The 21156-nt window shown below is 61.6% G+C and carries 16 protein-coding genes; 12 read left to right on the top strand and 4 right to left on the bottom strand.

What is annotated here, in order from left to right; genetic code table 11:
- Positions 1 to 12: 12 nt before the first annotated feature.
- Genes tssC through tssA form a run of 3 tightly spaced genes read right to left on the bottom strand, consistent with a single transcriptional unit; the run spans position 13 to position 3593 of the window.
- Positions 13 to 1488, bottom strand: a complete 1476-nt coding sequence (gene tssC / locus F6S08_RS13225; protein ID WP_065948203.1) for a type VI secretion system contractile sheath large subunit — start codon at positions 1486 to 1488, stop codon at positions 13 to 15.
- 28 nt (positions 1489 to 1516) lie between these two features.
- A complete protein-coding gene (gene tssB, locus F6S08_RS13220) occupies positions 1517 to 2014 on the bottom strand; it encodes a type VI secretion system contractile sheath small subunit (protein WP_065927150.1) in 498 nt (165 codons plus the stop codon).
- Between the two features lie 31 nt (positions 2015 to 2045).
- Entirely contained in the window at positions 2046 to 3593 is a 1548-nt protein-coding gene (tssA, locus tag F6S08_RS13215; RefSeq protein WP_074847002.1) for a type VI secretion system protein TssA, read from the bottom strand.
- A 477-nt stretch (positions 3594 to 4070) separates the two neighbouring features.
- Between tssA and F6S08_RS13210 the strand changes: the two genes are divergently transcribed.
- Complete coding sequence (locus tag F6S08_RS13210; protein WP_065927152.1) at positions 4071 to 4586, top strand: Hcp family type VI secretion system effector; 516 nt, start codon at positions 4071 to 4073, stop codon at positions 4584 to 4586.
- A gap of 53 nt (positions 4587 to 4639) precedes the next feature.
- Here the strand turns inward: F6S08_RS13210 and F6S08_RS13205 are convergent, their stop codons facing one another.
- Positions 4640 to 5461 (bottom strand): aldo/keto reductase, encoded by an 822-nt coding sequence (locus F6S08_RS13205; RefSeq protein ID WP_065927153.1) that lies wholly within the window; start codon positions 5459 to 5461, stop codon positions 4640 to 4642.
- Between the two features lie 106 nt (positions 5462 to 5567).
- Between F6S08_RS13205 and F6S08_RS13200 the strand changes: the two genes are divergently transcribed.
- The 11 genes from F6S08_RS13200 to F6S08_RS13150 all read left to right on the top strand — a co-directional run bounded on the left by F6S08_RS13200 (position 5568) and on the right by F6S08_RS13150 (position 21132).
- Positions 5568 to 6062, top strand: coding sequence for a DUF1543 domain-containing protein (locus F6S08_RS13200; RefSeq protein WP_137212509.1), 495 nt, complete (start codon positions 5568 to 5570; stop codon positions 6060 to 6062).
- A 584-nt stretch (positions 6063 to 6646) separates the two neighbouring features.
- Complete coding sequence (locus F6S08_RS13195; protein WP_044274278.1) at positions 6647 to 6928, top strand: peptidylprolyl isomerase; 282 nt, start codon at positions 6647 to 6649, stop codon at positions 6926 to 6928.
- Positions 6929 to 7058: 130 nt separating this feature from the next.
- Positions 7059 to 8918, top strand: coding sequence for an extracellular solute-binding protein (locus tag F6S08_RS13190; protein WP_065927155.1), 1860 nt, complete (start codon positions 7059 to 7061; stop codon positions 8916 to 8918).
- Entirely contained in the window at positions 8918 to 9979 is a 1062-nt protein-coding gene (locus F6S08_RS13185; protein WP_315871696.1) for a microcin C ABC transporter permease YejB, read from the top strand. The genes F6S08_RS13190 and F6S08_RS13185 overlap by 1 nt, the downstream gene beginning before the upstream one ends.
- Positions 9979 to 11001: an ABC transporter permease gene (locus tag F6S08_RS13180; protein ID WP_065927157.1), complete on the top strand. Its 1023-nt coding sequence runs from the start codon at positions 9979 to 9981 to the stop codon at positions 10999 to 11001. Before F6S08_RS13185 ends, F6S08_RS13180 begins: the two co-directional genes overlap by 1 nt.
- Before the next feature lie 10 nt (positions 11002 to 11011).
- Positions 11012 to 12586, top strand: coding sequence for an ABC transporter ATP-binding protein (locus tag F6S08_RS13175; protein ID WP_065948198.1), 1575 nt, complete (start codon positions 11012 to 11014; stop codon positions 12584 to 12586).
- Complete coding sequence (locus tag F6S08_RS13170) at positions 12583 to 13974, top strand: sigma-54 interaction domain-containing protein (protein WP_065948197.1); 1392 nt, start codon at positions 12583 to 12585, stop codon at positions 13972 to 13974. The genes F6S08_RS13175 and F6S08_RS13170 overlap by 4 nt, the downstream gene beginning before the upstream one ends.
- A gap of 290 nt (positions 13975 to 14264) precedes the next feature.
- Positions 14265 to 15656 (top strand): GntP family permease, encoded by a 1392-nt coding sequence (locus F6S08_RS13165; protein WP_065927160.1) that lies wholly within the window; start codon positions 14265 to 14267, stop codon positions 15654 to 15656.
- A gap of 7 nt (positions 15657 to 15663) precedes the next feature.
- Positions 15664 to 16437 carry a 3-hydroxybutyrate dehydrogenase gene (locus tag F6S08_RS13160; protein WP_065927161.1) on the top strand — a complete coding sequence of 258 codons (774 nt, stop codon included), beginning with the start codon at positions 15664 to 15666 and terminating at the stop codon, positions 16435 to 16437.
- Between the two features lie 94 nt (positions 16438 to 16531).
- Positions 16532 to 18490 (top strand): acetoacetate--CoA ligase, encoded by a 1959-nt coding sequence (locus F6S08_RS13155; protein WP_315871695.1) that lies wholly within the window; start codon positions 16532 to 16534, stop codon positions 18488 to 18490.
- A gap of 134 nt (positions 18491 to 18624) precedes the next feature.
- Positions 18625 to 21132, top strand: a complete 2508-nt coding sequence (locus F6S08_RS13150) for a PAS domain-containing protein (protein ID WP_315871694.1) — start codon at positions 18625 to 18627, stop codon at positions 21130 to 21132.
- Positions 21133 to 21156 lie beyond the last annotated feature (24 nt).

Here is a 21156-nt window from a genome sequence, read left to right as displayed (position 1 = left end):
CTTGGCCCCTGCTCATTCTTTGTCGAGCTTGCCAACCAGGGACAGGGTGAAATCCGCCCCCATGTATTTGAAGTGCGGTCGCACACTCAGGTTGACGCGGTACCAGCCAGGCTCGCCCTCGACATCACTGACAACGATACGTGCCGCCCGCAATGGCCGCCGCCCACGCACTTCGGCACTGGGGTTTTCCTGGTCTGCCACGTACTGGCGAATCCACTTGTTGAGCTCCAGCTCCAGGTCAGTACGCTCCTTCCACGAGCCCAGTTGCTCCCGTTGCAGAACCTTGAGGTAATGGGCCAGGCGGTTGACCACCATCATGTAGGGCAACTGAGTGCCCAGGCGGTAATTCAGCTCGGCCTCCTTGCCCTCGGCACTGATGCCGAAACGCTTGGGCTGTTGCACCGAGCTGGCGGAGAAAAACGCGGCATTGTCACTGCCCTTGCGCATCGTCAAGGCAATGAAACCCTCTTGCGCCAGTTCGTATTCGCGACGGTCGGATACCAGCACTTCAGTGGGAATCTTGGTTTCGATTTCGCCCATGCTGTGGAAGTGATGCAAGGGCAAGTCCTCCACTGCGCCGCCGCTTTGCGGACCGATAATGTTCGGGCACCAACGAAACCGCGCAAAACTGTCGGTCAATCGTGTGGCAAAGGCGTAGGCGGTATTACCCCAAAGGTAGTGCTCGTGGCTGTTCACCACGGTTTCCCGGTAGGCGAAGGTCTTGACCGGACATTCAAGGGGATCGTAAGGCGTGCGCAGCAGGAATCGCGGCACCGTCAGCCCGATATAACGGGCATCTTCGCTCTGGCGAAAGCTATGCCATTTGGCGAACTGCGGACCTTCGAAATGATCCCTGAGATCCTTCAAGTCAGGTAGATCGGTGAAGCTTTCCAAGCCGAAAAAAGTCGGCCCGGCGGCCGCGATAAACGGTGCATGGGCCATGCAGGCGACCTTGGAAGCGTATTGCATCAGCTTCACATCGGGGGCGCTGGGGGAAAGAAAGAAGTCAGCGATGATTGCGCCCACAGGTTGACCGCCGAACTGACCGTACTCCGCACTGTAGACGTGCTTATAGAGCCCGGACTGGATCACCTCGGGTGAGTCTTCGAAGTCATCCAACAGGTCTTGCCGAGAGACATTCAGCAGTTCGATCTTGATGTTTTCTCTAAAGTTGGTGCGCTCGACCAACAACTGCAGGCCTTTCCATGAGGATTCCAGGGCCTGGAAGCGCGGGTGGTGCAGAATCTCATCCATTTGCCGACCGAGCTTCTCGTCAATCTCCGCAATCATCCGGTCAACCAGGTGTTTCTTGACCGGTTCCCCGCTGTTCTGCGGCTTGATCAGCTCTTCGATAAATGCCGAGACGCCACGCCTGGCTATGCCGTAGGCCTCATCATCCGCACTCAACAGAGTCTGGGCGATGATGTTGTCGAGAATGCTGTGCTCGTCAGTGATGAGTACGGGTATCGAGGTGTGTTGAGTCGTCATGGCGCCAGTGTCCTTTTACTGAAAAATGTCAGGCGGTCCGGCCGCTCAGGCCCAGCTCCGCCAATACTCGGGCACGGGATTCGTCGTCGGCCAGGGCCTGTTCGATGGCTTTGCGAAAGCTCGGCGTATTTCCCAGTGGTCCCTTGAGCGCCATCAGCGCCTCACGCAGGGCCATCAGCTTGTGCAACTCGGGGATCTGCTCCACCAGGTTCGCCGGGTTGAAATCCCTCATCGAATTGATTCGTAACTGGATGGCCAGGTCTTCGACCTCGGCGCCGTCCTGGAGGCGATTGGGGACATTCAGCGTCAGGCTCAGCGCCTGTTTGGCCAACACCTCATCGAGGGTGTTCTGGTTGAGGGTGATGGGCTTGCGATCTTCAAGCTTGCGCAGGTCCTCACGCTGGGTGAAGTCCCCCAGCACGAGGAGTTTCAACGGAAGCTCGACTTCTTCCCGCGCACCGCCGATGGCGGGTTTGAAGGTGATATTGATGCGTTCCTTGGGTGCTACCGAACATTCTTTGGCCATGGTAAATCTCCTTTTCAAGCGGCTCGTAAGCCTATTCAAGTACCGCTTCCAGATCGAAGAGGCACAGCCTGCGGTGGGTGTCTTCCTTGCGCTCGCGCACGGCATGGTTTTGTGGCAGCAGGTCGCAGCAGCGGTGCAAGAGGCGTGTCACTTGAAACGCCAGCTCCGGCTCCCAGCGCTCCAGGCCCGAGCGCTGCAGCTCGAGGTCCAGTTGTTCGAGCTGGATCTTCGCCAGTTCATGTTTGCCAGCGTGTGCACACAAGCGCGCCAGGGCCAACCGCCAATAAAAGCGGGCGCGATCGCTGCGAGCGGCATGCAGGCCTTGATTGAGCTCATGTACCGCGGCTTTGAGCCCATCCTTGCGCAGCCGCGGTAGCACATCCTGCAAGGCGATCTCCCAGGGCTCGGCATCGCCCCCCACGCGGGGCGCCTCAGGGGTTTGCAGGTGATGGGAAACATGCAATGCGATCCAGCCGCGAGTGGCGTCGTCGGCAAAAGGAGCGCCCCCTTGAAAGCGAAACGCCGGCAAGTCCGGCAATCGTTGCAACAGCAGGGCGAAACTCACTTCCAACTCGCTCACGGCCAGTTCCGCCTGCTGGGCTTCCAGGCATTGCCAGAGCATGTACAGCCCGTCGAACCAGAACATCGCACCTGAGAGGCCGGCCTCAAGTTCAGGCAGCAGCTCGGCGTGATGGCCTTGGGCAAAACGTTGCTGGTAGTACTTGAGTCTGTCGGGGGCAGGCCCGCACAACGCGGTGACTCGCTCACCGTTGGCATCCGGATAGCGGACGATGGACAGCCAGGCCAGCGTTCGACTCAGGTGCAAGGCCCGTAGGTCGGCGGCGTCCTGGCGTAACCACCAGGCACACAACGGACGAGCTTGTTCCTGCAAGGCAAACAGCAAGTCATGCGCATCTTTTTCGTTGTTTACCGTCGGTTTGGCCGTTGAGGATGGCGTAGCAGCGGGTTGCACTTGCGCAACGGCGGCGTTCAACCCGGCGATAGGGGGATGGCCTTGCACAGCAAGCGCCAACCACTGCTCCAATTGTTTGCGAATCGGCAGCAACAGCGGCGCGTCGCCTCCCAAATGTGCAGTCCAGAGTTCATCAAGGCGCGTGAGGTGTTCAAGCATAGATTGGAACAAGGGTTGCGGGCCTTGAACCGAAAGGTCTTGGACAAGCAGTGTCTCAAGGCGCAGGACCAGCCAGCCGAACGCTGCGCTGCGGGTGCGCAGCTTTCCAGGGTATACCGCCGACCAATGGTGCTCACACAGATGGCGCAGCAACCCGAGGCCAGCCAGCAGTCCGGCAAAGGACTCGCGGTGGTAAAGCGCCCAGGTCAGCCAGACGGCCACGCGCAGATCCTTGGACTGCTCACGCAACAGGCATTCGCTGATTTCCAGGAGCTTTTGCCAGTCCGGCTGGCCGGCGCCATGCATGGACTGCAACTTTGCCAGTTCGGACTCCAGGGTTTCATATTCATTTGAATAGCGCATATCACTGCCGGCAAAGTTCGCTGGCAAACAGGGCTGCCGGGCAACCTCGAGGTAATAAGCGCAGAGTTTTTCTGAATGGACCATTTAGGAGCGCACTCGACTATCCAAGGCACGAGCGACAAACTAAGTGCATTTAACTTTCACACTAGACTGCCATCAACCTTCGCTTGAATCGCCGCGAAGTTCGTAAACCTTAGCCACGACAATAACATCCAGCAAGCAACAGACTCACACTTAAGACATTTCCTACACCACCCGTAAACCAAGGCATATGCAGGCTTTTGCGCAGCTACAGAGATATATTTCACCTAACCCCAGCGGAAAACCAACTACTGAGCGACGTTTCAACATGAGCAACTAAATGCGCACTTATGCGCAAACATTTTCCGCAAAACAGCCAAAAAAACCATAACACCCGTTTAAATCCAACGCCTATATCCACAGCATGCCAAGTCCGTATTGGTTCCCACACTTTCCGGCACGCTTCTTGTAATAGCCACATTCCCAACCGGTACGATTAACCGTTGGAACTACCTCATCAATCAGACAAGGAAACCCGTCATGCCAACACCCGCGTATCTTTCCGTCACTGGCTCCAAGCAAGGCTTGATTACGGCAGGCACATTTACCAAGGACTCGGTGGGCAATATTTACCAGGAAGGCCATGAAGACCAGATTCTGGTCCAGGCCTTCTCCCATCAGGTGATTGTTCCACGCGACCCGCAGTCCGGCCAGCCGACGGGCCAGAGGGTCCATAAGCCGCTGATGATCAGCAAGGTCTTCGATAAGTCATCGCCATTGCTGTTCAGCGCCTTGACCAGCGGTGAAGACGTCACCTGCCGACTCGAGTGGTTCCGTACGTCGCCAGCCGGCACCCAAGAGCACTACTTCACGATTGAACTGGAGAGGGCGAAGATCGTGGACATACAGTCACGCATGCCCCACTGCCAGGATCCGGACAATGCCCATTTCACTCACCTGGAGGACGTGCACTTCACCTATGGCAAGATCGTGTGGACCCACGAAGTGTCCGGCACATCCGGGTCCGATGACTGGCGCAGCCCGGTAGCGGGTTAGGTCGGACCTGAGCAGGAACAGGTGCCAGGGACGGCACCGTTTCTGCCAGGCAACTACACCATCGCCAAGGGATGCTTGCGCTTGGGTGCGCCGAACACCCGATCGATGGCATCCAGATCGTGCTCATCGAGCACCATCTTGGCGGCGGCCGCATTGAGCCGTACATGCTCCGGGGTGACCGCCTTGGGGATGGCGATCACACCGTCCTGGCGCAGCACCCAGGCCAGGGCAACCTGGGCGGGCGTGACCTCGTGGCGGCGGGCGATCTGCTTGAGGGTCTGACTGGACAGCAACGCCCCACCCTGGGCAATCGGGCAGTACGCCATCAGCGGCAAATGGTGTTGTTGCCACCAGGGCAACAGGTCGAATTCGATCCCGCGTTCTTCGATGTTGTACAGCACCTGGTTAGTCGCGCAGGCCGGGGATGCGAGTTCCTGCAGGTCGGCCACATCGAAATTCGAGACGCCCCAGCGGCCGATCTTGCCAGCCTCACGCAGGCGCTCGAACGCTTCGACGGTTTCTTCAAGGGGGTACTGGCCACGCCAATGCAGCAGATACAGATCAATGTAGTCCGTGCCCAGGCGCCGGAGGCTGGCTTCACACGCACGGGGCACGCCCTTTTGGCTGGCGTTGTGCGGGTAGACCTTGCTCACCAGGAACACCTGGTCGCGCCTGCCGCTGATGGCTTCGCCGACGACTTCCTCGGCGCCACCCTCGCCATACATCTCGGCGGTGTCGATGAGGGTCATGCCCTCGTCGATCCCCAGTTGCAATGCCGCGACTTCGGCGCGACGCCGGTCCGGGTCTTCGCCCATGCGCCAGGTGCCCTGGCCGATGACAGGGACGGGAACGCCTGCCAGATCAATGGTGCGCATGACAACCTCCTGATGAATTCGCGGATTAACAGTGTGGCATTGACCGGACAAAAGGGTTCAATCGAAGTATGGTTGCCCTTTGCCAAGTCGCCAGGAAGGACCTGCAATGCTGTTTGTCGTGATGCTCGGGGGCAAGCACCCACGAGCAAGAATTGAAGTGCACGATGTGGTGTTCGCCGTCGCAGACACCCTGGAAGGCACCTACCCGCAATTGCGTGAAGCTTGGTTCGGCAGCCCCAAGGGTGTGCATATCGATTCGTGGATGGCGGTGGATGGCGTCGACGGCTGGAAGGTCGAACTCAGCCACCTGGCCCCCGCTGCCGACGCCCATCACCTGTACTTCATCAACCTTGGCGGTTATGAAGCCAACAGCTTTGGCGAAGCCCACCACTACCTGCTGGTGGTCGCCCGCAACAAACGGGAGGCGACCAGCAAGGGCAAGCAACAAATGCTGCGCCACTGGTCCCAGGCCCACACCGACGGCGTGATGGATATCGACGACTGCCTGCCCATCGACCTGGTGGACGGCCGCTACCTGCACCTGATGCAAGGCGCCCATCGGCCGATCATTCAGCAGAATGACTATATCGTCTTGAATTGATGGGGGCTTATTCGACCTGACATCAGATGACTCCGGCAACGTCAGACGTAACACTGCTTTTGCTGTGGCTGTGGCTTTTGCTCTTGATCTCAGGCGCCCCGTCAAACACGCTGGCCGAACGCAGGCTTGAATCCGTGGGTAACCCGGCAGGACGCCGGGTTAGCCGTCCTGGGCCAGGGATGGCCCATGACGGCGGCCCACGGATTCAAGCCTGCGTTCGGGCACACCGAGCCTAGGCGAGGTGCCGAGTGTTGGGGCGAGGACCTTTTGCTTACTTTTGGGTCCCTCCAAAAGTGAGCCGCTGTAAGAGCGGAACCATAGGTGGCCGTTACCGCAGCAACGGATATGTACTCGGTCTGATCCAACATCCTGGTCGGCTGTCAGGCCGCCATCGGGAGCAAGTCGAATCGTCGCACCGCCCCTCCCACATGTGATCTCTATACATCAGGTAGATATCAGTCTGCTCTAGATCTCACGCCAATACCCAAGCTCAACGCCCCAACCTGAACCCCAGCGGAACTTTGCCAGGAAATAACCGCCTGAATCCGGTACGCTCACCGTTTTTACTCAAGGAGTTAATCCCCATGGCCAAAGCCACCGCCCGTCACATCCTCGTTGCCACCGAAGACAAGTGCAACGAACTCAAGGCCCAAATCGAAGGCGGCGCCGATTTCGCAGAAATCGCCAAAGCCAACTCCAGCTGCCCATCCAGCCGCCAGGGCGGTGACTTGGGTTCGTTCGGTCCAGGCCAGATGGTCAAGGAATTCGACACCGTCGTCTTCAGCGCCCCGGTCAACACCGTGCAAGGCCCGGTAAAAACCCAGTTCGGCTACCACCTGCTGGAAGTCACCAGCCGCCAGGACTGATCCCGTCCGCGCTGCTGCTTGAAACAACGGCCCGCCTCTTGGTGGGCCGTTGTGCATGTGACGACTGGCGACGCTGATGCCGTTAGCGTACAAATCCTTATTCTTCTCCACCCGGCGTTCAAGGCTGACAATGCGATTGGCTTTTTCCAGACTGTTCAGTACCTCCTTGGCCCTGCTGCTGGCCAGCAGCGCCGTGATCGCGGCGCCCCAACCGTCCATGACCGTGTACGGCGAACCGGCCAAGTATCCAGCCGGTTTCAGCCATTTCGACTACGCCAACCCCAACGCCCCCAAGGGCGGCAGCCTGCGGCGCTCGGCGCTGGAGATCGGGCGTTTCGACCATGTGCTGCCGTATATCGACAAAGGCATCGGCGTCTCCCAGGTCGACGGCTGGTTGTATGCGCCCCTGGCCCTGCGCTCCCTGGACGAGCCCTACACGGTGTATGGCCTGGTGGCCGAGAAGATGGAACGCGCGGAGGACGGCCTGTCCCTGCGTTTCTTCCTCAACCCCAAGGCGCGCTTTGCCGATGGCAAGCCGATCACCGCCGAAGACGTGCGCTACAGCTTCAACCTGCTGATGACCCAAGGCAGCCTGCGCTTTCGCACGCTGTTCGCCGACGTCAAGCACGTCGAAGTCGAAGGCCAGCGCCAGGTACGTTTTGATTTCTCCAGCAATGAAAACCGCACCCTGCCCCTGGATATCGCCACCCTGCCGGTGTTTCCCGAGCACTGGTGGAAAACTCGCGACTTCGCCAACGGCGGTGGCTACGAAGCCCCCCTGGGCAGCGGCCCGTACAAGGTCGGCAAGATTGACTCGGGCAGCACTATCACCTTTACCCGCGACCCCGACTGGTGGGGCAAGGACCTGCCCGTCAGCCGCGGCCTGTACAACTTCGATCACCTGAGCCTGGAGTACTTCGGTGACACCGAAGTGGCCCGCCAGGTACTGCGCGGTGGCGCCTACGACTTCAACCGTGAGTTTTCCGCCACCGGCTATTCCATCGGCTACAACGGCCCGGCCCTGGACGATGGCCGCCTGCAACGTGCGCACCTGGCCAAGGACATGCCGCAACCGGCCCAGGGTTATGTGTTCAACGTGCAAAAACCGATGTTCAAGGACCGTCGCGTGCGCCAGGCCCTGGCAATGCTGTGGGACTTCGAATGGGCCAACCGGCAGATGATGCGCAACCTGTACATCCGCCAGCAAAGCTACTTCTCCAATAGCCCGTTGGCCGCCACCCAGCTGCCCACTCCGGAAGAACTGGCGATTCTCGAACCCTTGCGCGGGCAGATTCCCGACGAGGTATTCACCCAGGTGTTCAAGGCCCCGGTCACCGATGGCAGCGGCATGATCCGCGACAAACAGTTGCAAGCCCTGGCCCTGCTGGAAGAAGCCGGCTGGAAGCCAGACGGCGACAAACTGGTCAATGCCGAGGGCGAGCCGCTGGAGTTCACCTTCCTCAATGCCCAGAACGGCCTGGAACGCCTGTTGTTGCCGTACAAACGCAACCTCGCACAGATCGGCATTACCTTGAACATCCGCCGCATCGACTCTTCACAATACGTGAACCGCCTGATGGCCCGCGACTACGACATGATCGTCACCGGCTTCCCGGTGACTACCTCGCCCGGCATGGAGCTGTACAACTACTTCGGCTCGACCGCCGCATTCGATCCGGGCGCCAACAACTACATGGTGCTCAAGGACCCGGCCGTCGACAGCCTGATCAAGGGCCTGGTCAAGGCCGACACCCAGGCGCAGATGCTCACCTATGCCCATGCCCTGGATCGGGTGCTGCAATGGAATTACCTGTGGATCCCCAATTACTACCCGCCCGGCACCTCCGCTGCGTGGTGGAACCGCTTCGGCCGTCCGGCCATCGAAGCCAGGAATGATGAAGCCCTGGAAACCTGGTGGGAAATCAGCCCTACCCCGCTGACCAATGAACAAATGAATGCCGAGTTGAAAAAACGCGCGGGAGCTCGCTGATGTTTGCCTATATCGTGCGGCGCCTGCTGCTGATCATCCCGACGCTGGTGATCATCCTGCTGGTCAACTTCGTGATCGTCCAGGCCGCCCCCGGCGGGCCGGTGGAACAAGCCATCGCCCACTTGCAGGGCATCGGCGGCGGCGCGGTCGGCGGCTCATCCGGCGACGCTGTCAGCAACGGCTCCCGTGCCAGCCGCGGGCTGGACCCGAAACTGATCAAGGACATCGAAAAACAATACGGCTTCGACAAGCCCGCGCCGGAACGCCTATGGCTGATGCTCAAGAGCTACGCCCAGCTGGATTTCGGCAACAGCTTCTTTCGCGGCGCCACCGTGATCGACCTGATCCTGGAAAAAATGCCGGTGACCATTTCCCTCGGCCTGTGGGCCACGCTGATCACTTACCTGGTGTCGATCCCCCTGGGCATTCGCAAGGCGGTGCGCCATGGCAGCAGCTTTGATGTGTGGAGCAGCACCGCCATTGTGATTGGCTACGCGATGCCGGCGTTCCTGTTCGCGATGTTCCTGATCGTGATGTTCGCCGGAGGCACGTCATTGAACTGGTTCCCGGTGCGCGGGCTGGTCTCGGAAAACTTCGCCGAACTGAGCACCGTGGGCAAGATCGCCGACTACTTCTGGCACCTGGTGCTGCCGGTCAGCGCGCTGGTAATCGGCGGTTTCGCCACCCTGACCATCCTGACCAAAAACTCGTTCCTCAATGAAATCACGCGCCAGTACGTAGTGACCGCCCGCGCCAAGGGCCTGAGCGAACGCCGGGTGCTGTACGGCCATGTGTTTCGCAACGCCATGCTGCTGGTGATCTCGGGGATTCCCCAGGCGTTCATCAGTGTGTTCTTTGCCGGTTCGCTGTTGATCGAGGTGATCTTTTCCCTCGATGGCCTCGGCCGCATGAGCTACGAAGCGGCCGTGTCCCGGGACTACCCGGTGGTGTTTGGCTCGCTGTTTATCTTCACCTTGTTTGGCCTGCTGATAAAACTGATCGGCGACCTCTGCTACACCCTGGTGGACCCGCGTATCGACTTCGCCGCGAGGAACGCCTGATGCTTAACCTGTCTCCCGTGGCCCGTCGGCGTTTCGAACGCTTCAAGAAAAACCGTCGCGGCTGGTGGTCGCTGTGGCTGTTTATCGGGCTGTTTATCCTGACCCTGGGCGGCGAGTTGATCGCCAACGACAAGCCTCTGGTGCTCAGCTACAAGAACGAGCTGTATTTCCCGGCATTCAAGCGCTACACCGAGCAGCAGTTCGGCGGGCAACTGCCGTTCCAGGCCGATTACCGCAGTGACTACGTGCAAAAGCTGATCAAGCAGGACGGCGGTTGGATGCTGTTCCCGCCAATCCCGTTCAGCGACGACACCCCCAACTACGAACTGACCCGCCCGGCCCCCAGCCCGCCCTCGACGGTGAACTGGCTGGGTACCGATGACCAGTCGCGGGATGTGCTGGCACGGGTGATCTTCGGCGCGCGGGTGTCAATCCTGTTTGCCCTGGCACTCACCGCGATCAGCGCCACCATCGGCATCGCCGCCGGGGCCTTGCAGGGCTATTACGGCGGCTGGGTGGATCTGCTCGGCCAACGCATCCTTGAAGTGTGGTCCGGGCTGCCGGTGCTGTACCTGCTGATCATCCTGTCGGGGTTTGTCGAGCCGAACTTCTGGTGGTTGCTGGGGATCATGGCGCTGTTTTCCTGGCTGGCCCTGGTGGATGTGGTGCGCGCCGAGTTCCTGCGCGGGCGCAACCTGGAGTACGTCAAGGCCGCACGGGCCCTGGGCCTGGGCGACGGCAAGATCATTCGCCGGCACATCCTGCCCAACGCCATGACCGCCACCTTGAGCTACCTGCCGTTTATCCTCACCGGGGCGATTTCCACCCTGAGCGCCCTGGATTTCCTCGGTTTCGGCATGCCTGCGGGCAGTGCGTCACTGGGCGAGCTGATTGCCCAGGGCAAGCAGAACCTGCAAGCGCCGTGGCTGGGCCTGACGGCGTTTTTCACCTTGGCGCTGATCCTGTCGCTGCTGGTCTTTATCGGCGAGGCATTACGTGATGCCTTCGACCCACGCTCATGAGTGACTGCGTATGAACCTGATCGAAATCCGCGACCTCAGCGTCGCCTTCAGCGGCCAGACCGTGGTACGCAACCTGAGCCTGGACGTACGCCCCGGCGAATGCCTGGCGCTGGTGGGTGAGTCCGGCTCCGGCAAGTCGGTGACCGCCCATTCGATTCTGCAACTGCTGCCCGAAGCCGGTACTGAAACCCGCGGCTCCGTGAAGTATCGCGGCCAGGAACTGATCGGCGCCTCGGCGTCGACCTTGCAGAAACTGCGCGGCAACCGCATTGCGATGATCTTCCAGGAGCCGATGACCTCCCTCAACCCACTGCACAGCATCGAAAAACAGATCGGCGAAACCTTGCTGCTGCACAAAGGCCTCGGCGGCAAGGCGGCTCAGGCGCGCATCCTCGAGTTGCTGCAGTTGGTGGGTATCCAGAAACCACAGGAACGCCTCAAGGCCTATCCCCACCAACTCTCCGGGGGCCAACGCCAACGGGTGATGATCGCCATGGCCCTGGCCTGTGAGCCGGAACTGCTGATCGCCGACGAGCCCACCACCGCCCTCGACGTGACCGTGCAGCGCAAGATCCTGCTGCTGCTCAAGTCCCTGCAACACCGCCTGGGCATGTCGCTGCTGCTGATCAGCCATGACCTCAACCTGGTGCGCAGCATTGCCCAGCGGGTGTGCGTGATGCGTGCCGGCGAGATTGTCGAGCAGGCCGACTGCGAGGCGTTGTTCACGGCCCCCCAACACCCCTACAGCCGCCTGCTGCTGGACGCCGAGCCGTCCGGCGATGTGCTGTGCAGCGAGCCACGGGAGACCGTGCTGGACGTACACGACCTGAGCGTGCAATTCCCCCTGGGCGGCGGCCTGTTCCGGCGCAAGACCTACCTGCGCGCGGTGGATGGCATCAGCCTCAGCGTGCAGCGCGGCAAGACCCTGGGGATTGTCGGCGAGTCCGGTTCGGGCAAGTCCACTCTCGGCCAGGCGATCCTGCGCCTGCTGGACTCCACCGGCAGCATCCGCTTCCAGGGCGAGTCTCTCGACCCGCTCAACCACAAGCAAATGCGCCCGTGGCGCAAACAGATGCAGGTGGTCTTCCAAGACCCCTACGGCAGCCTTAGCCCGCGCATGTCGGTGCAGCAGATCATCAGCGAAGGCCTGGAGGTGCATGCGCCGTGCAGCCTGGCCGACCGCGATGCGCAAGTGATCCAGGTGCTCAAGGACGTGGGCCTCGACCCCGCCAGCCGCCATCGCTTCCCCCATGAATTCTCCGGCGGCCAGCGCCAACGCATCGCCATCGCCCGCGCGCTGGTGCTCAAGCCGGCGCTGATGCTGCTGGATGAACCGACCTCGGCACTGGACCGTACGGTGCAGAAGCAGGTCGTAGCGTTGCTGCGTGAATTGCAGGAAAAGTACGGTCTGACCTACCTGTTTATCAGCCATGACCTCGCCGTGGTGCGCGCCATGGCCCATGACATGATCGTGATCAAGGACGGCAAGGTGGTGGAGCGCGGGCCGAGCCATGACGTTTTCGAAGCACCGCAGCACCCGTATACCAAAGAACTCCTGGCGGCGGCCGGCGGGCTGTCGTCATGAGTACCAGCCTGACGGACTACCAACAGGTTCGCGGCCTGGCGATCCAGTCGCTGTTCGAGATCATCGAGCAGTCCAGCGAAGGCACGGTGATTGTCGACCGCGACGCCAATATCGTCTGGATGAATGAGCGCTACGCCAAGCGCTTCGGCCTCAAGAGTGCCGATGAAGCCATCGGCCAGCCGTGCGAGCGGGTGATTTCCAACAGCCTGTTGCGCCAGGTGGTGCGCACCGACCGGCCGATTCTGCTGGACATCCAGGACACCCCCAAAGGCCCTTTGGTGGTGATGCGCCTGCCGATCCACAACGACGCCGGTGCAGTGATCGGTGCGATTGGCTTTGCCTTGTTCGATGAGCTGCGCAACCTGTCGCCGCTGATCGAACGCTACCTGAGCATGCAGCAGGAACTGGCCTCCACCCGCTCGTTGCTGCGCTCACGCCAGAGCAAGTACAACTTCGCGCACTTTATCGGCACCAGCGCCGCCAGCCTGGAAGTCAAACGCCGTGCACGACGCAGCGCAAGCGCCGAATCGCCGGTGCTGCTGCTGGGCGAGACCGGTACCGGCAAGGAATTGCTCGCCCAGGCGATCCACGGTGCCTCACCGCGTGCGCACAAGGCGTTTGTCAGCATCAACAGCGCGGCGATTCCCCATGACCTGCTGGAAGCCGAGTTCTTCGGCACCGCGCCGGGCGCCTTTACCGGTGCCGATCGCAAGGGCCGTCCAGGCAAGTTCCAGATTGCCCAGGGCGGCACGCTGTTCCTCGATGAAATCGGCGATATGCCGCTGCCGCTGCAAAGCAAGCTGCTGCGGGTGTTGCAGGAAAAGGAATTCGAACCGGTGGGTTCCAACGAAATGCTGCACAGCGATGTACGGGTGATCGCGGCCACCTCCATGGACCTGGAAGCGGCGATCAAGCGCGGTGAGTTCCGTGCGGACCTGTATTACCGCCTGAACGTATTGCCGATCCAGGTGCCGCCGCTGCGTGAACGGCTGGAGGACATTCCGGCGCTGAGCGAAGCGATCCTTGAGGAACTGCGCAGCCAGCATGAACTGGACCGCGAGGCCCTGGCGCTGTTGGCGCAGCATGCGTGGCCGGGGAACATCCGCGAACTGCGCAACGTGCTGGAGCGCGCGGCGTTGCTGAGCGATGACCTGGTGCTGAACGCTAGGGACATTCGCGCGGCGATTGGCACGTTCAGCCCGGTGACGCGCGGCGCAGTGGACACGGTTGAGGGTGAGACGTTTGCGGCGGCGCGGGAGCGGTTTGATCGGCAGGTGATTGCGGCGGCACTCCAGGCGTGTGACGGGAATGTGGTGGAGGCGGCCAGGCGATTGGGGCTGGGGCGGTCGACGTTGTACAAGAAGATGGTGGCACTTGGAATCGCCTGATCTCCAAACAGAGATAAAATTCTCCATAGAAAGACACTCCCTGTGGGAGGGGCTTGCTTCCGATAGCATCAGGCCATTCAACACATTTACTGGCTGATGCACCGCTATCGGGCAAGCCCCCTCCCACATTTTGTCTTCATTTGTCTCAAAATCGAGACAGAATTCAAAAACACTCGAAAGAATTTAAAAAATATCCATATATTTCAATAGCTTGAAAATATGGCACACATCTCGCTATAGCCCTCCCCACTGCTTCACCCACAACAATAACAATCCGATGGAGACACACCATGAGTGTGATCATTGCCCTGGCAGCGCTCGCGTTGCTGATGCTGGCTGCCTACCGTGGCTATAGCGTTATCCTGTTTGCCCCCATCGCCGCCCTCGGCGCCGTGCTACTCACCGACCCGTCCGCCGTCGCCCCTGCCTTTACCGGGGTGTTCATGGAGAAAATGGTCGGCTTTATCAAACTGTATTTCCCGGTATTCCTGCTCGGTGCGGTGTTCGGCAAGCTGATCGAGCTGTCGGGTTTCTCGCGCTCTATCGTGGCGGCGGCGATCCGTTTGCTCGGCACGCGCCAGGCGATGCTGGTGATCGTGCTGGTCTGCGCCCTGCTCACCTATGGTGGCGTGTCGCTGTTTGTGGTGGTGTTTGCGGTGTACCCGTTTGCGGCGGAGATGTTCCGCCAGAGCAATATCCCCAAGCGCCTGATCCCAGCGACCATCGCCCTCGGTGCGTTCTCGTTCACCATGGACGCCCTGCCCGGCACGCCGCAGATCCAGAACATCATCCCCAGCACCTTCTTCAACACCACCGCCTGGGCGGCGCCGTGGCTGGGGTTGATCGGCACGATTTTCGTGTTCTGCGCCGGCATGCTCTACCTGGCGCGCCAGCGCAACAAGGCCCAGCGCGCGGGTGAAGGCTACGGCACCGAGCTGCGCAACGAGCCTGAGACCGCCGAGAACATTGCCCTGCCCAACCCGTGGATCGCGCTGTCGCCGCTGATCCTGGTGGGCGTGATGAACCTGCTGTTCACCCACTGGATCCCACAGTGGTACGGCAAGACCCACAGCCTCAGCCTGCCGGGCATGAGCGCACCGGTGACCACTGAAATCGCCAAGCTCACCGCGATCTGGGCGGTGCAGGCGGCGTTGCTGGTGGGCATCATCATGGTGCTGGTATTCGGCTGGTCGGCGATCAAAAGTAAGCTCGCCGACGGCAGCAAAAGCGCGGTCAGCGGCGCATTGCTGGCGGCGATGAACACCGCTTCCGAATATGGCTTCGGCGCGGTGATCGCTTCGCTGCCGGGCTTCCTGGTGCTGGCGGACTGGCTCAAGGGCATCCCCAACCCGCTGGTCAACGAAGCGATTACCGTGACCCTGCTGGCCGGTATCACCGGCTCTGCGTCCGGCGGCATGAGCATCGCCCTGGCGGCCATGTCCGAGAGCTTTATTGCGGCGGCCCATGCGGCCAATATTCCTCTTGAAGTGCTGCACCGGGTCGCGGCCATGGCCAGCGGCGGCATGGACACCCTGCCCCACAACGGCGCGGTGATCACCCTGCTGGCGGTGACCGGCCTGACCCACCGCGAAGCCTACAAGGACATTTTCGGCATCACGATCATCAAGACCCTCGCGGTGTTCGTGGTGATCGGTACTTTCTACGCCACCGGCATTGTGTGAGGTTTTCATGACGAGATTGAACGGCAAGACCGCCCTGGTTACCGGCTCCACCAGCGGCATCGGCCTGGGTATCGCCCTGAGCCTGGCCAAGGCCGGCGCCAACCTGATCCTCAACGGCTTCGGCGACGCCAGCGCGGTGGTCGCCCAGGTGCAGGCGTTTGGCGGCAAGGTCGGCCACCACCCGGCGGACGTCAGCGACCCGGCGCAGATCGCCGACATGCTCGCCTACGCCGAGCGTGAGTTCGGCGGTGTCGACATCCTGGTCAACAACGCCGGCATCCAGCACGTGGCGGCGGTGGAGGACTTCCCGCTGGAGCGCTGGGACGCGATCATCGCGATCAACCTGTCCTCGGTGTTCCACAGCACACGCTTGAGCCTGCCGGGCATGAAGGCCAAGGGCTGGGGGCGTATCGTCAACATCGCCTCGGTGCACGGCCAGGTCGGCTCGGTGGGCAAGGCCGCGTATGTGGCGGCCAAGCACGGCGTGATCGGCTTGACCAAGGTGGTGGGCCTGGAGACCGCCACCAGCAACGTGACCTGCAACGCGATCTGCCCCGGCTGGGTGCTGACGCCGCTGGTGCAGAAGCAGATTGATGATCGCGTGGCCAATGGCGTCGATCCGCAGCAGGCGCAACATGATCTGCTGGCGGAGAAACAGCCGTCACTGGAGTTCGTGACGCCGTCGCAGCTGGGAGAGCTGGTGCTGTTCTTGTGCAGCGAGGCCGGGGCCCAGGTGCGGGGGGCGGCGTGGAACATTGATGGTGGCTGGCTGGCCCAATAAAACCAGACACTGGAGTTCTAAACTGTGGGCCCCCCCCTCCCACAGTTGATCTATGTTGACGGGTAGATTTTTACAAGAACAAGAGACCGTGCTGATGTCCGAAATCCTCTGGCAACCTTCCCCCGAACGCATCCACACCACGCGAATGGACCAGTTCCGGCGCTTTATCAATGATCGCCACGGCGTGCAGCTCAGCGACTATCCGGCCCTGCACCAGTGGAGCATCGACCAGCGCCCGGACTTCTGGCAGGCGATCGTCACGTTCTTCGATGTGCAGTTTCGCAGCCCGCCCAGTGCAGTGCTGATCGAAGACGTCGAGATGCCCAGCGCCCAGTGGTTTCCCGGCGCGACCCTGAATTTTGCCGAACACCTGTTACGCCGCCGCGACGATCACCCGGCGGTGGTCGCGATCAGCGAAGACGGCCAACGCGAACAACTGACCTACGCCGAACTGGCCGCCCACGTCGCCGGCCTGCAGGACAGCCTGCGGGCGGCCGGTGTCGGCCGCGGTGACCGGGTCACCGCGTGCATGCCCAATACCTGGCAAACCCTGGTCGGCATGCTTGCCACCACCAGTCTCGGCGCGATCTGGTCATGCTCCTCGCCAGACTTCGGCACCCAAGGCGTCATCGACCGCTTCGGCCAGATCGAGCCCAAGGTGCTGATCACCTGCGCCGGGTACCGCTACGCCGGTAAAACCATCGACCAAAGCGCCAAGCTCAATGAAATCCTCGAACGCCTGCCGTCCCTGGAGCAATTGATCATCGTCCCGTATGCACGGCCCCAGGCCTGCGTCGAGGACTATCAGACCCAGGCCCGCGTCGCCCTCTGGAACGACTTCTACCAACCCGGCGGCGAGCCTGAATTCGTCGCGGTGCCGTTCGACCATCCGCTGTATATCCTCTATTCCAGCGGCACCACCGGCGTGCCCAAATGCATCATCCACGGCACCGGCGGCGTGCTGCTCACCCACCTCAAGGAACACGGCCTGCACGCGGACATATCCAGCGAGGACTGCCTGTTCTACTACACCACCTGCGGCTGGATGATGTGGAACTGGCTGGTCTCGGTGCTGGCCATCGGGGCCACGGCGGTGCTGTATGACGGCTCGCCGTTTCACCCCGGCCCGGAACGCTTGATCGACCTGATCGACGCGGAAAAGATCAGCGTGTTCGGCACCAGCCCCAAGTTCCTTGCCACCCTGGAAAAGGCCGGGCTGCAACCGCGCCTGAGCCACGACCTGGGCAGCCTCAAGGGCCTGATTTCGACCGGCTCGCCCTTGTCGCCCCAGAGCTACGACTACGTGTACCGCGAGATCAAGGCCGAGCTGTGCCTGTCATCGATGTCCGGTGGCACCGATATCGTCTCCTGCTTTGTGATCGGCAATCCGGTGCTGCCGGTGCGGCGCGGGGAAATGCAATGCAAGAGCCTGGCGATGGCCATCGAGGTGTGGGACGACCAAGGCCGGCCGTTGGTCGGGGAAAAAGGCGAGTTGGTGTGCACCCGGCACTTTCCGGCGATGCCCATCGGCTTGTGGAACGACCCGCACCAGAAGAAGCTGCGCGCCTCGTATTTCAGCCAGTTTCCCGGGGTGTGGGCCCAGGGCGACTACGCCGAGCAACGCCCCAACGGCAGCCTGCTGATTCACGGCCGCTCCGACGCAGTGCTCAACCCCGGCGGCGTGCGCATCGGCACCGCGGAGATTTATCGCCAGGTGGAAAAAGTCCCGCAGGTGCTGGAAAGCCTGGCCATCGGCCAACGCTGGCAGGACGATGTGCGGGTCGTGCTGTTTGTGCGCCTGGATGACGGGATCGAACTGGATGAGGACCTGGAGCAACAGATCCGCCAGGTGATCCGCGCCAACACCACGCCGCGCCATGTGCCGGCGAAGATCCTCGCCGTCAGCGATATCCCGCGCACCATCAGCGGCAAGATCGTCGAACTGGCGGTGCGTAACGTGGTGCACGGCGAGCCGGTGAAGAATACCGACGCACTGGCCAACCCGCAGGCCCTGGAGCAATTTCGCGACCGCCCCGAACTGGCGGAAAGATGAAAGGTTTCAGCCCTGCCGCACTCATTTGAAGACAAACCCTCAATGCATGCTATTTTTCGAGGGTAGTCACCCATCGGTGTCCCACGGGATAATGGGTGTTGTCATTTTTCAAAGCGTTACGCTCAGGGCTTTTTATGAAGGGAACAACCACCGGCAGCGAAGCCGCTGCATTGATTGCGCGGCTGGACTGGGCGCACAGCCCCCTCGGTGAGGCCAATGATTGGCCGCAAAGCCTGCGCACAGCCGTGGACATCGTCATCCATTCACCGATGCCGATGCTCCTGCTGTGGGGCAGCGAACTCACCCAACTCTACAACGACGGCTTCGCCCTGCTGGCGGGCAATAAACACCCGGAGGCCATGGGCCAGCCGGCGCATCAGACCTGGCCGGAACTCGAAAGCTTCACCGCACCGATCTACGACGCCGTGCTGAGCGGCCAGGTGCGCACCTTCAGCGAGCAGCGTTTTGTCCTGCAACGTAACAATCGCGACACCGAAATCTGGCTGGACCTGACCTACAGCCCGATCCGCGATGAACGCGCCAATGTGGCCGGCATCCTGGTCACGGCCATCGAAACCAACGAACGGCGCAAGGTCCAGCACAACACCGAACAACGCCTGCAACTGGCCCTGGCCGCCACCGATGCGGTGGGCACCTGGGACTGGGACATTGGCGAAGACCACTTTATCGCCGATGCGCACTTCGCCTACCTGCACGGGGTTGATCCAAGCGACGCCAGCCGGTTGCCGATCAGCGACTACCTGCAAGGCGTACATCCCGAAGATCGCGGCATGGTGGCGCGCAGCATCAAGCATTGCATCACCTACGGCACTGAATACGCCGAGGAATATCGCCTGCAACAAGCCGACGGCCAGGTGCGCTGGGTGTTCGCCCGGGGGCGTTGCTACAAGGATCATCAAGGCCGCCCCGCGCGCTTCCTCGGCGCGGCACTGGACCTCACCGAGCGCAAAAACACCGAGCAGGCCCTGCGCCAGAGCCAGACCGAACTGCAGTTGATCATCAACGCCATGCCGGTGCTGATCGGCTACGTCGACCACGAGCAGCGCTTTCGCCTGAACAACAGTGCCTACCTCGACTGGTACGGCATGACGCCCCAGGAGCTGTACGGCAAGACCATCCGCGAGGTGCTCGGCGACGATGTGTACGCCGGGCGCGAGGACAAGATCACCGCTGCGCTCAGGGGCAAGGCCTGCAGTTTCATGACCGTCACCCCCCATCGCGATGGCCGCCCGCGCCATGCGTTGATGAAATACCTGCCGCGCTTCAGCAATGACGGCTCGGTGAACGGTTTCTACATCTTTGTCATCGATGAAACCGAACGCAAACTCACCGAAGAAGCCCTGCGCCACCTCAACGAAAACCTCGAGGAGCGCGTGGCCCAGCGCACCCAGGCGCTGGCCGAAGCCAACGAACGCCTGCAAAACGAGATGTTCGAGCGCGAGCGCGCCGAAGATGCCCTGCGCCATGCGCAGAAGATGGAAGCGGTGGGCCAGCTCACCGGCGGTATCGCCCACGACTTCAATAATATGCTCACCGGCATCATCGGCAGCCTGGACCTGATGCAGCGCTACATCGCCGCCGGGCGCAGCGACGAGATCGGCCGCTTTACCGACGCCGCCGTGTCCTCGGCCCATCGCGCGGCCGCCCTCACCCACCGTCTGCTGGCGTTTTCGCGGCGCCAGTCGCTGGACCTTCGCCCGCTGGATCCGAACCAGTTGGTAGCGTCCCTGGAGGAGCTGTTCCAGCGCACCAAGGGCGCGCATATCACGCTCAAGGTGCAACTGGGCCGCGACATCTGGCCGGTCAACACCGACGCCAGCCAACTGGAAAACGCCCTGCTCAACCTGGTGATCAACGCACGCGACGCCATGCCCGATGGCGGCGAACTGCTGATCGAAACCGCCAACAGTTACCTGGACGGCACCGATATCACCACCCTCGAACCGGTCAGGGCCGGCGACTACGTGATGCTCGGCGTGTGTGACAACGGCAGCGGCATGGCACCGAAGATTCTCGCCAAGGCGTTCGACCCGTTCTTCACCACCAAACCCATCGGCCAGGGCACCGGCCTGGGGCTGTCGATGATCTATGGGTTTGCCCAGCAGTCCGGTGGCCACGTGACCATCCAGAGCGAACCGGGCCAGGGTACCTGCGTGCGCCTGTACCTGCCGCGCCTGCACGGCACCTCCCTGGAAAGCAGCCAGCCCGCCCATCTGGGCGAAGTCCCGCTGGCCCTTGCCGGCGAAGCGGTGGTGGTGGTCGAGGATGACCCGGCGGTGCGCATGCTGGTGGTCAATGTGCTCGACGAGTTGGGTTATACCGCACACCAGGCGGGGGATGCGCGTGCAGCGCTGCCGTTGCTGGAGTCGGACTTGCGCGTGGACCTGCTGGTGACAGACGTCGGCCTGCCCGGCATGAACGGCCGCCAACTGGCGGAGATCGCTCGCCAGCATCGGCCGGGGCTCAAGGTGCTGTTCATGACCGGCTACGCGGAGAAAGCCGCCGAACGCCAGGGCTTCCTGGAGGACGGCATGGACATGGTCGCCAAGCCGTTTTCCATCGACCTGCTGGCGACCAAAATCCGCAGCATGATCAGCGTCGATGATTCAGTTCAGGCATAATCGCGCGCCGTCGCACACCTGGTA

Origin of the sequence: Pseudomonas sp. JV449, from assembly GCF_032424295.1 — a bacterium.
In the GTDB taxonomy this organism is placed as follows: Bacteria; Pseudomonadota; Gammaproteobacteria; order Pseudomonadales; family Pseudomonadaceae; genus Aquipseudomonas; species Aquipseudomonas marginalis.
Note: the sequence above shows the minus strand (reverse complement) of the source record. Positions and strands in the feature narration are given on the sequence as shown.

What these genes read in the sequence shown, in the direction of transcription:
- tssC (WP_065948203.1), bottom strand. Translation starts at nt 1,488, where the DNA reads ATGACGACTCAACACACCTCGATACCCGTACTCATCACTGACGAGCAC.
- tssB (WP_065927150.1), bottom strand. Translation starts at nt 2,014, where the DNA reads ATGGCCAAAGAATGTTCGGTAGCACCCAAGGAACGCATCAATATCACC.
- tssA (WP_074847002.1), bottom strand. Translation starts at nt 3,593, where the DNA reads ATGGTCCATTCAGAAAAACTCTGCGCTTATTACCTCGAGGTTGCCCGG.
- F6S08_RS13210 (WP_065927152.1), top strand. Translation starts at nt 4,071, where the DNA reads ATGCCAACACCCGCGTATCTTTCCGTCACTGGCTCCAAGCAAGGCTTG.
- F6S08_RS13205 (WP_065927153.1), bottom strand. Translation starts at nt 5,461, where the DNA reads ATGCGCACCATTGATCTGGCAGGCGTTCCCGTCCCTGTCATCGGCCAG.
- F6S08_RS13200 (WP_137212509.1), top strand. Translation starts at nt 5,568, where the DNA reads ATGCTGTTTGTCGTGATGCTCGGGGGCAAGCACCCACGAGCAAGAATT.
- F6S08_RS13195 (WP_044274278.1), top strand. Translation starts at nt 6,647, where the DNA reads ATGGCCAAAGCCACCGCCCGTCACATCCTCGTTGCCACCGAAGACAAG.
- F6S08_RS13190 (WP_065927155.1), top strand. Translation starts at nt 7,059, where the DNA reads ATGCGATTGGCTTTTTCCAGACTGTTCAGTACCTCCTTGGCCCTGCTG.
- F6S08_RS13185 (WP_315871696.1), top strand. Translation starts at nt 8,918, where the DNA reads ATGTTTGCCTATATCGTGCGGCGCCTGCTGCTGATCATCCCGACGCTG.
- F6S08_RS13180 (WP_065927157.1), top strand. Translation starts at nt 9,979, where the DNA reads ATGCTTAACCTGTCTCCCGTGGCCCGTCGGCGTTTCGAACGCTTCAAG.
- F6S08_RS13175 (WP_065948198.1), top strand. Translation starts at nt 11,012, where the DNA reads ATGAACCTGATCGAAATCCGCGACCTCAGCGTCGCCTTCAGCGGCCAG.
- F6S08_RS13170 (WP_065948197.1), top strand. Translation starts at nt 12,583, where the DNA reads ATGAGTACCAGCCTGACGGACTACCAACAGGTTCGCGGCCTGGCGATC.
- F6S08_RS13165 (WP_065927160.1), top strand. Translation starts at nt 14,265, where the DNA reads ATGAGTGTGATCATTGCCCTGGCAGCGCTCGCGTTGCTGATGCTGGCT.
- F6S08_RS13160 (WP_065927161.1), top strand. Translation starts at nt 15,664, where the DNA reads ATGACGAGATTGAACGGCAAGACCGCCCTGGTTACCGGCTCCACCAGC.
- F6S08_RS13155 (WP_315871695.1), top strand. Translation starts at nt 16,532, where the DNA reads ATGTCCGAAATCCTCTGGCAACCTTCCCCCGAACGCATCCACACCACG.
- F6S08_RS13150 (WP_315871694.1), top strand. Translation starts at nt 18,625, where the DNA reads ATGAAGGGAACAACCACCGGCAGCGAAGCCGCTGCATTGATTGCGCGG.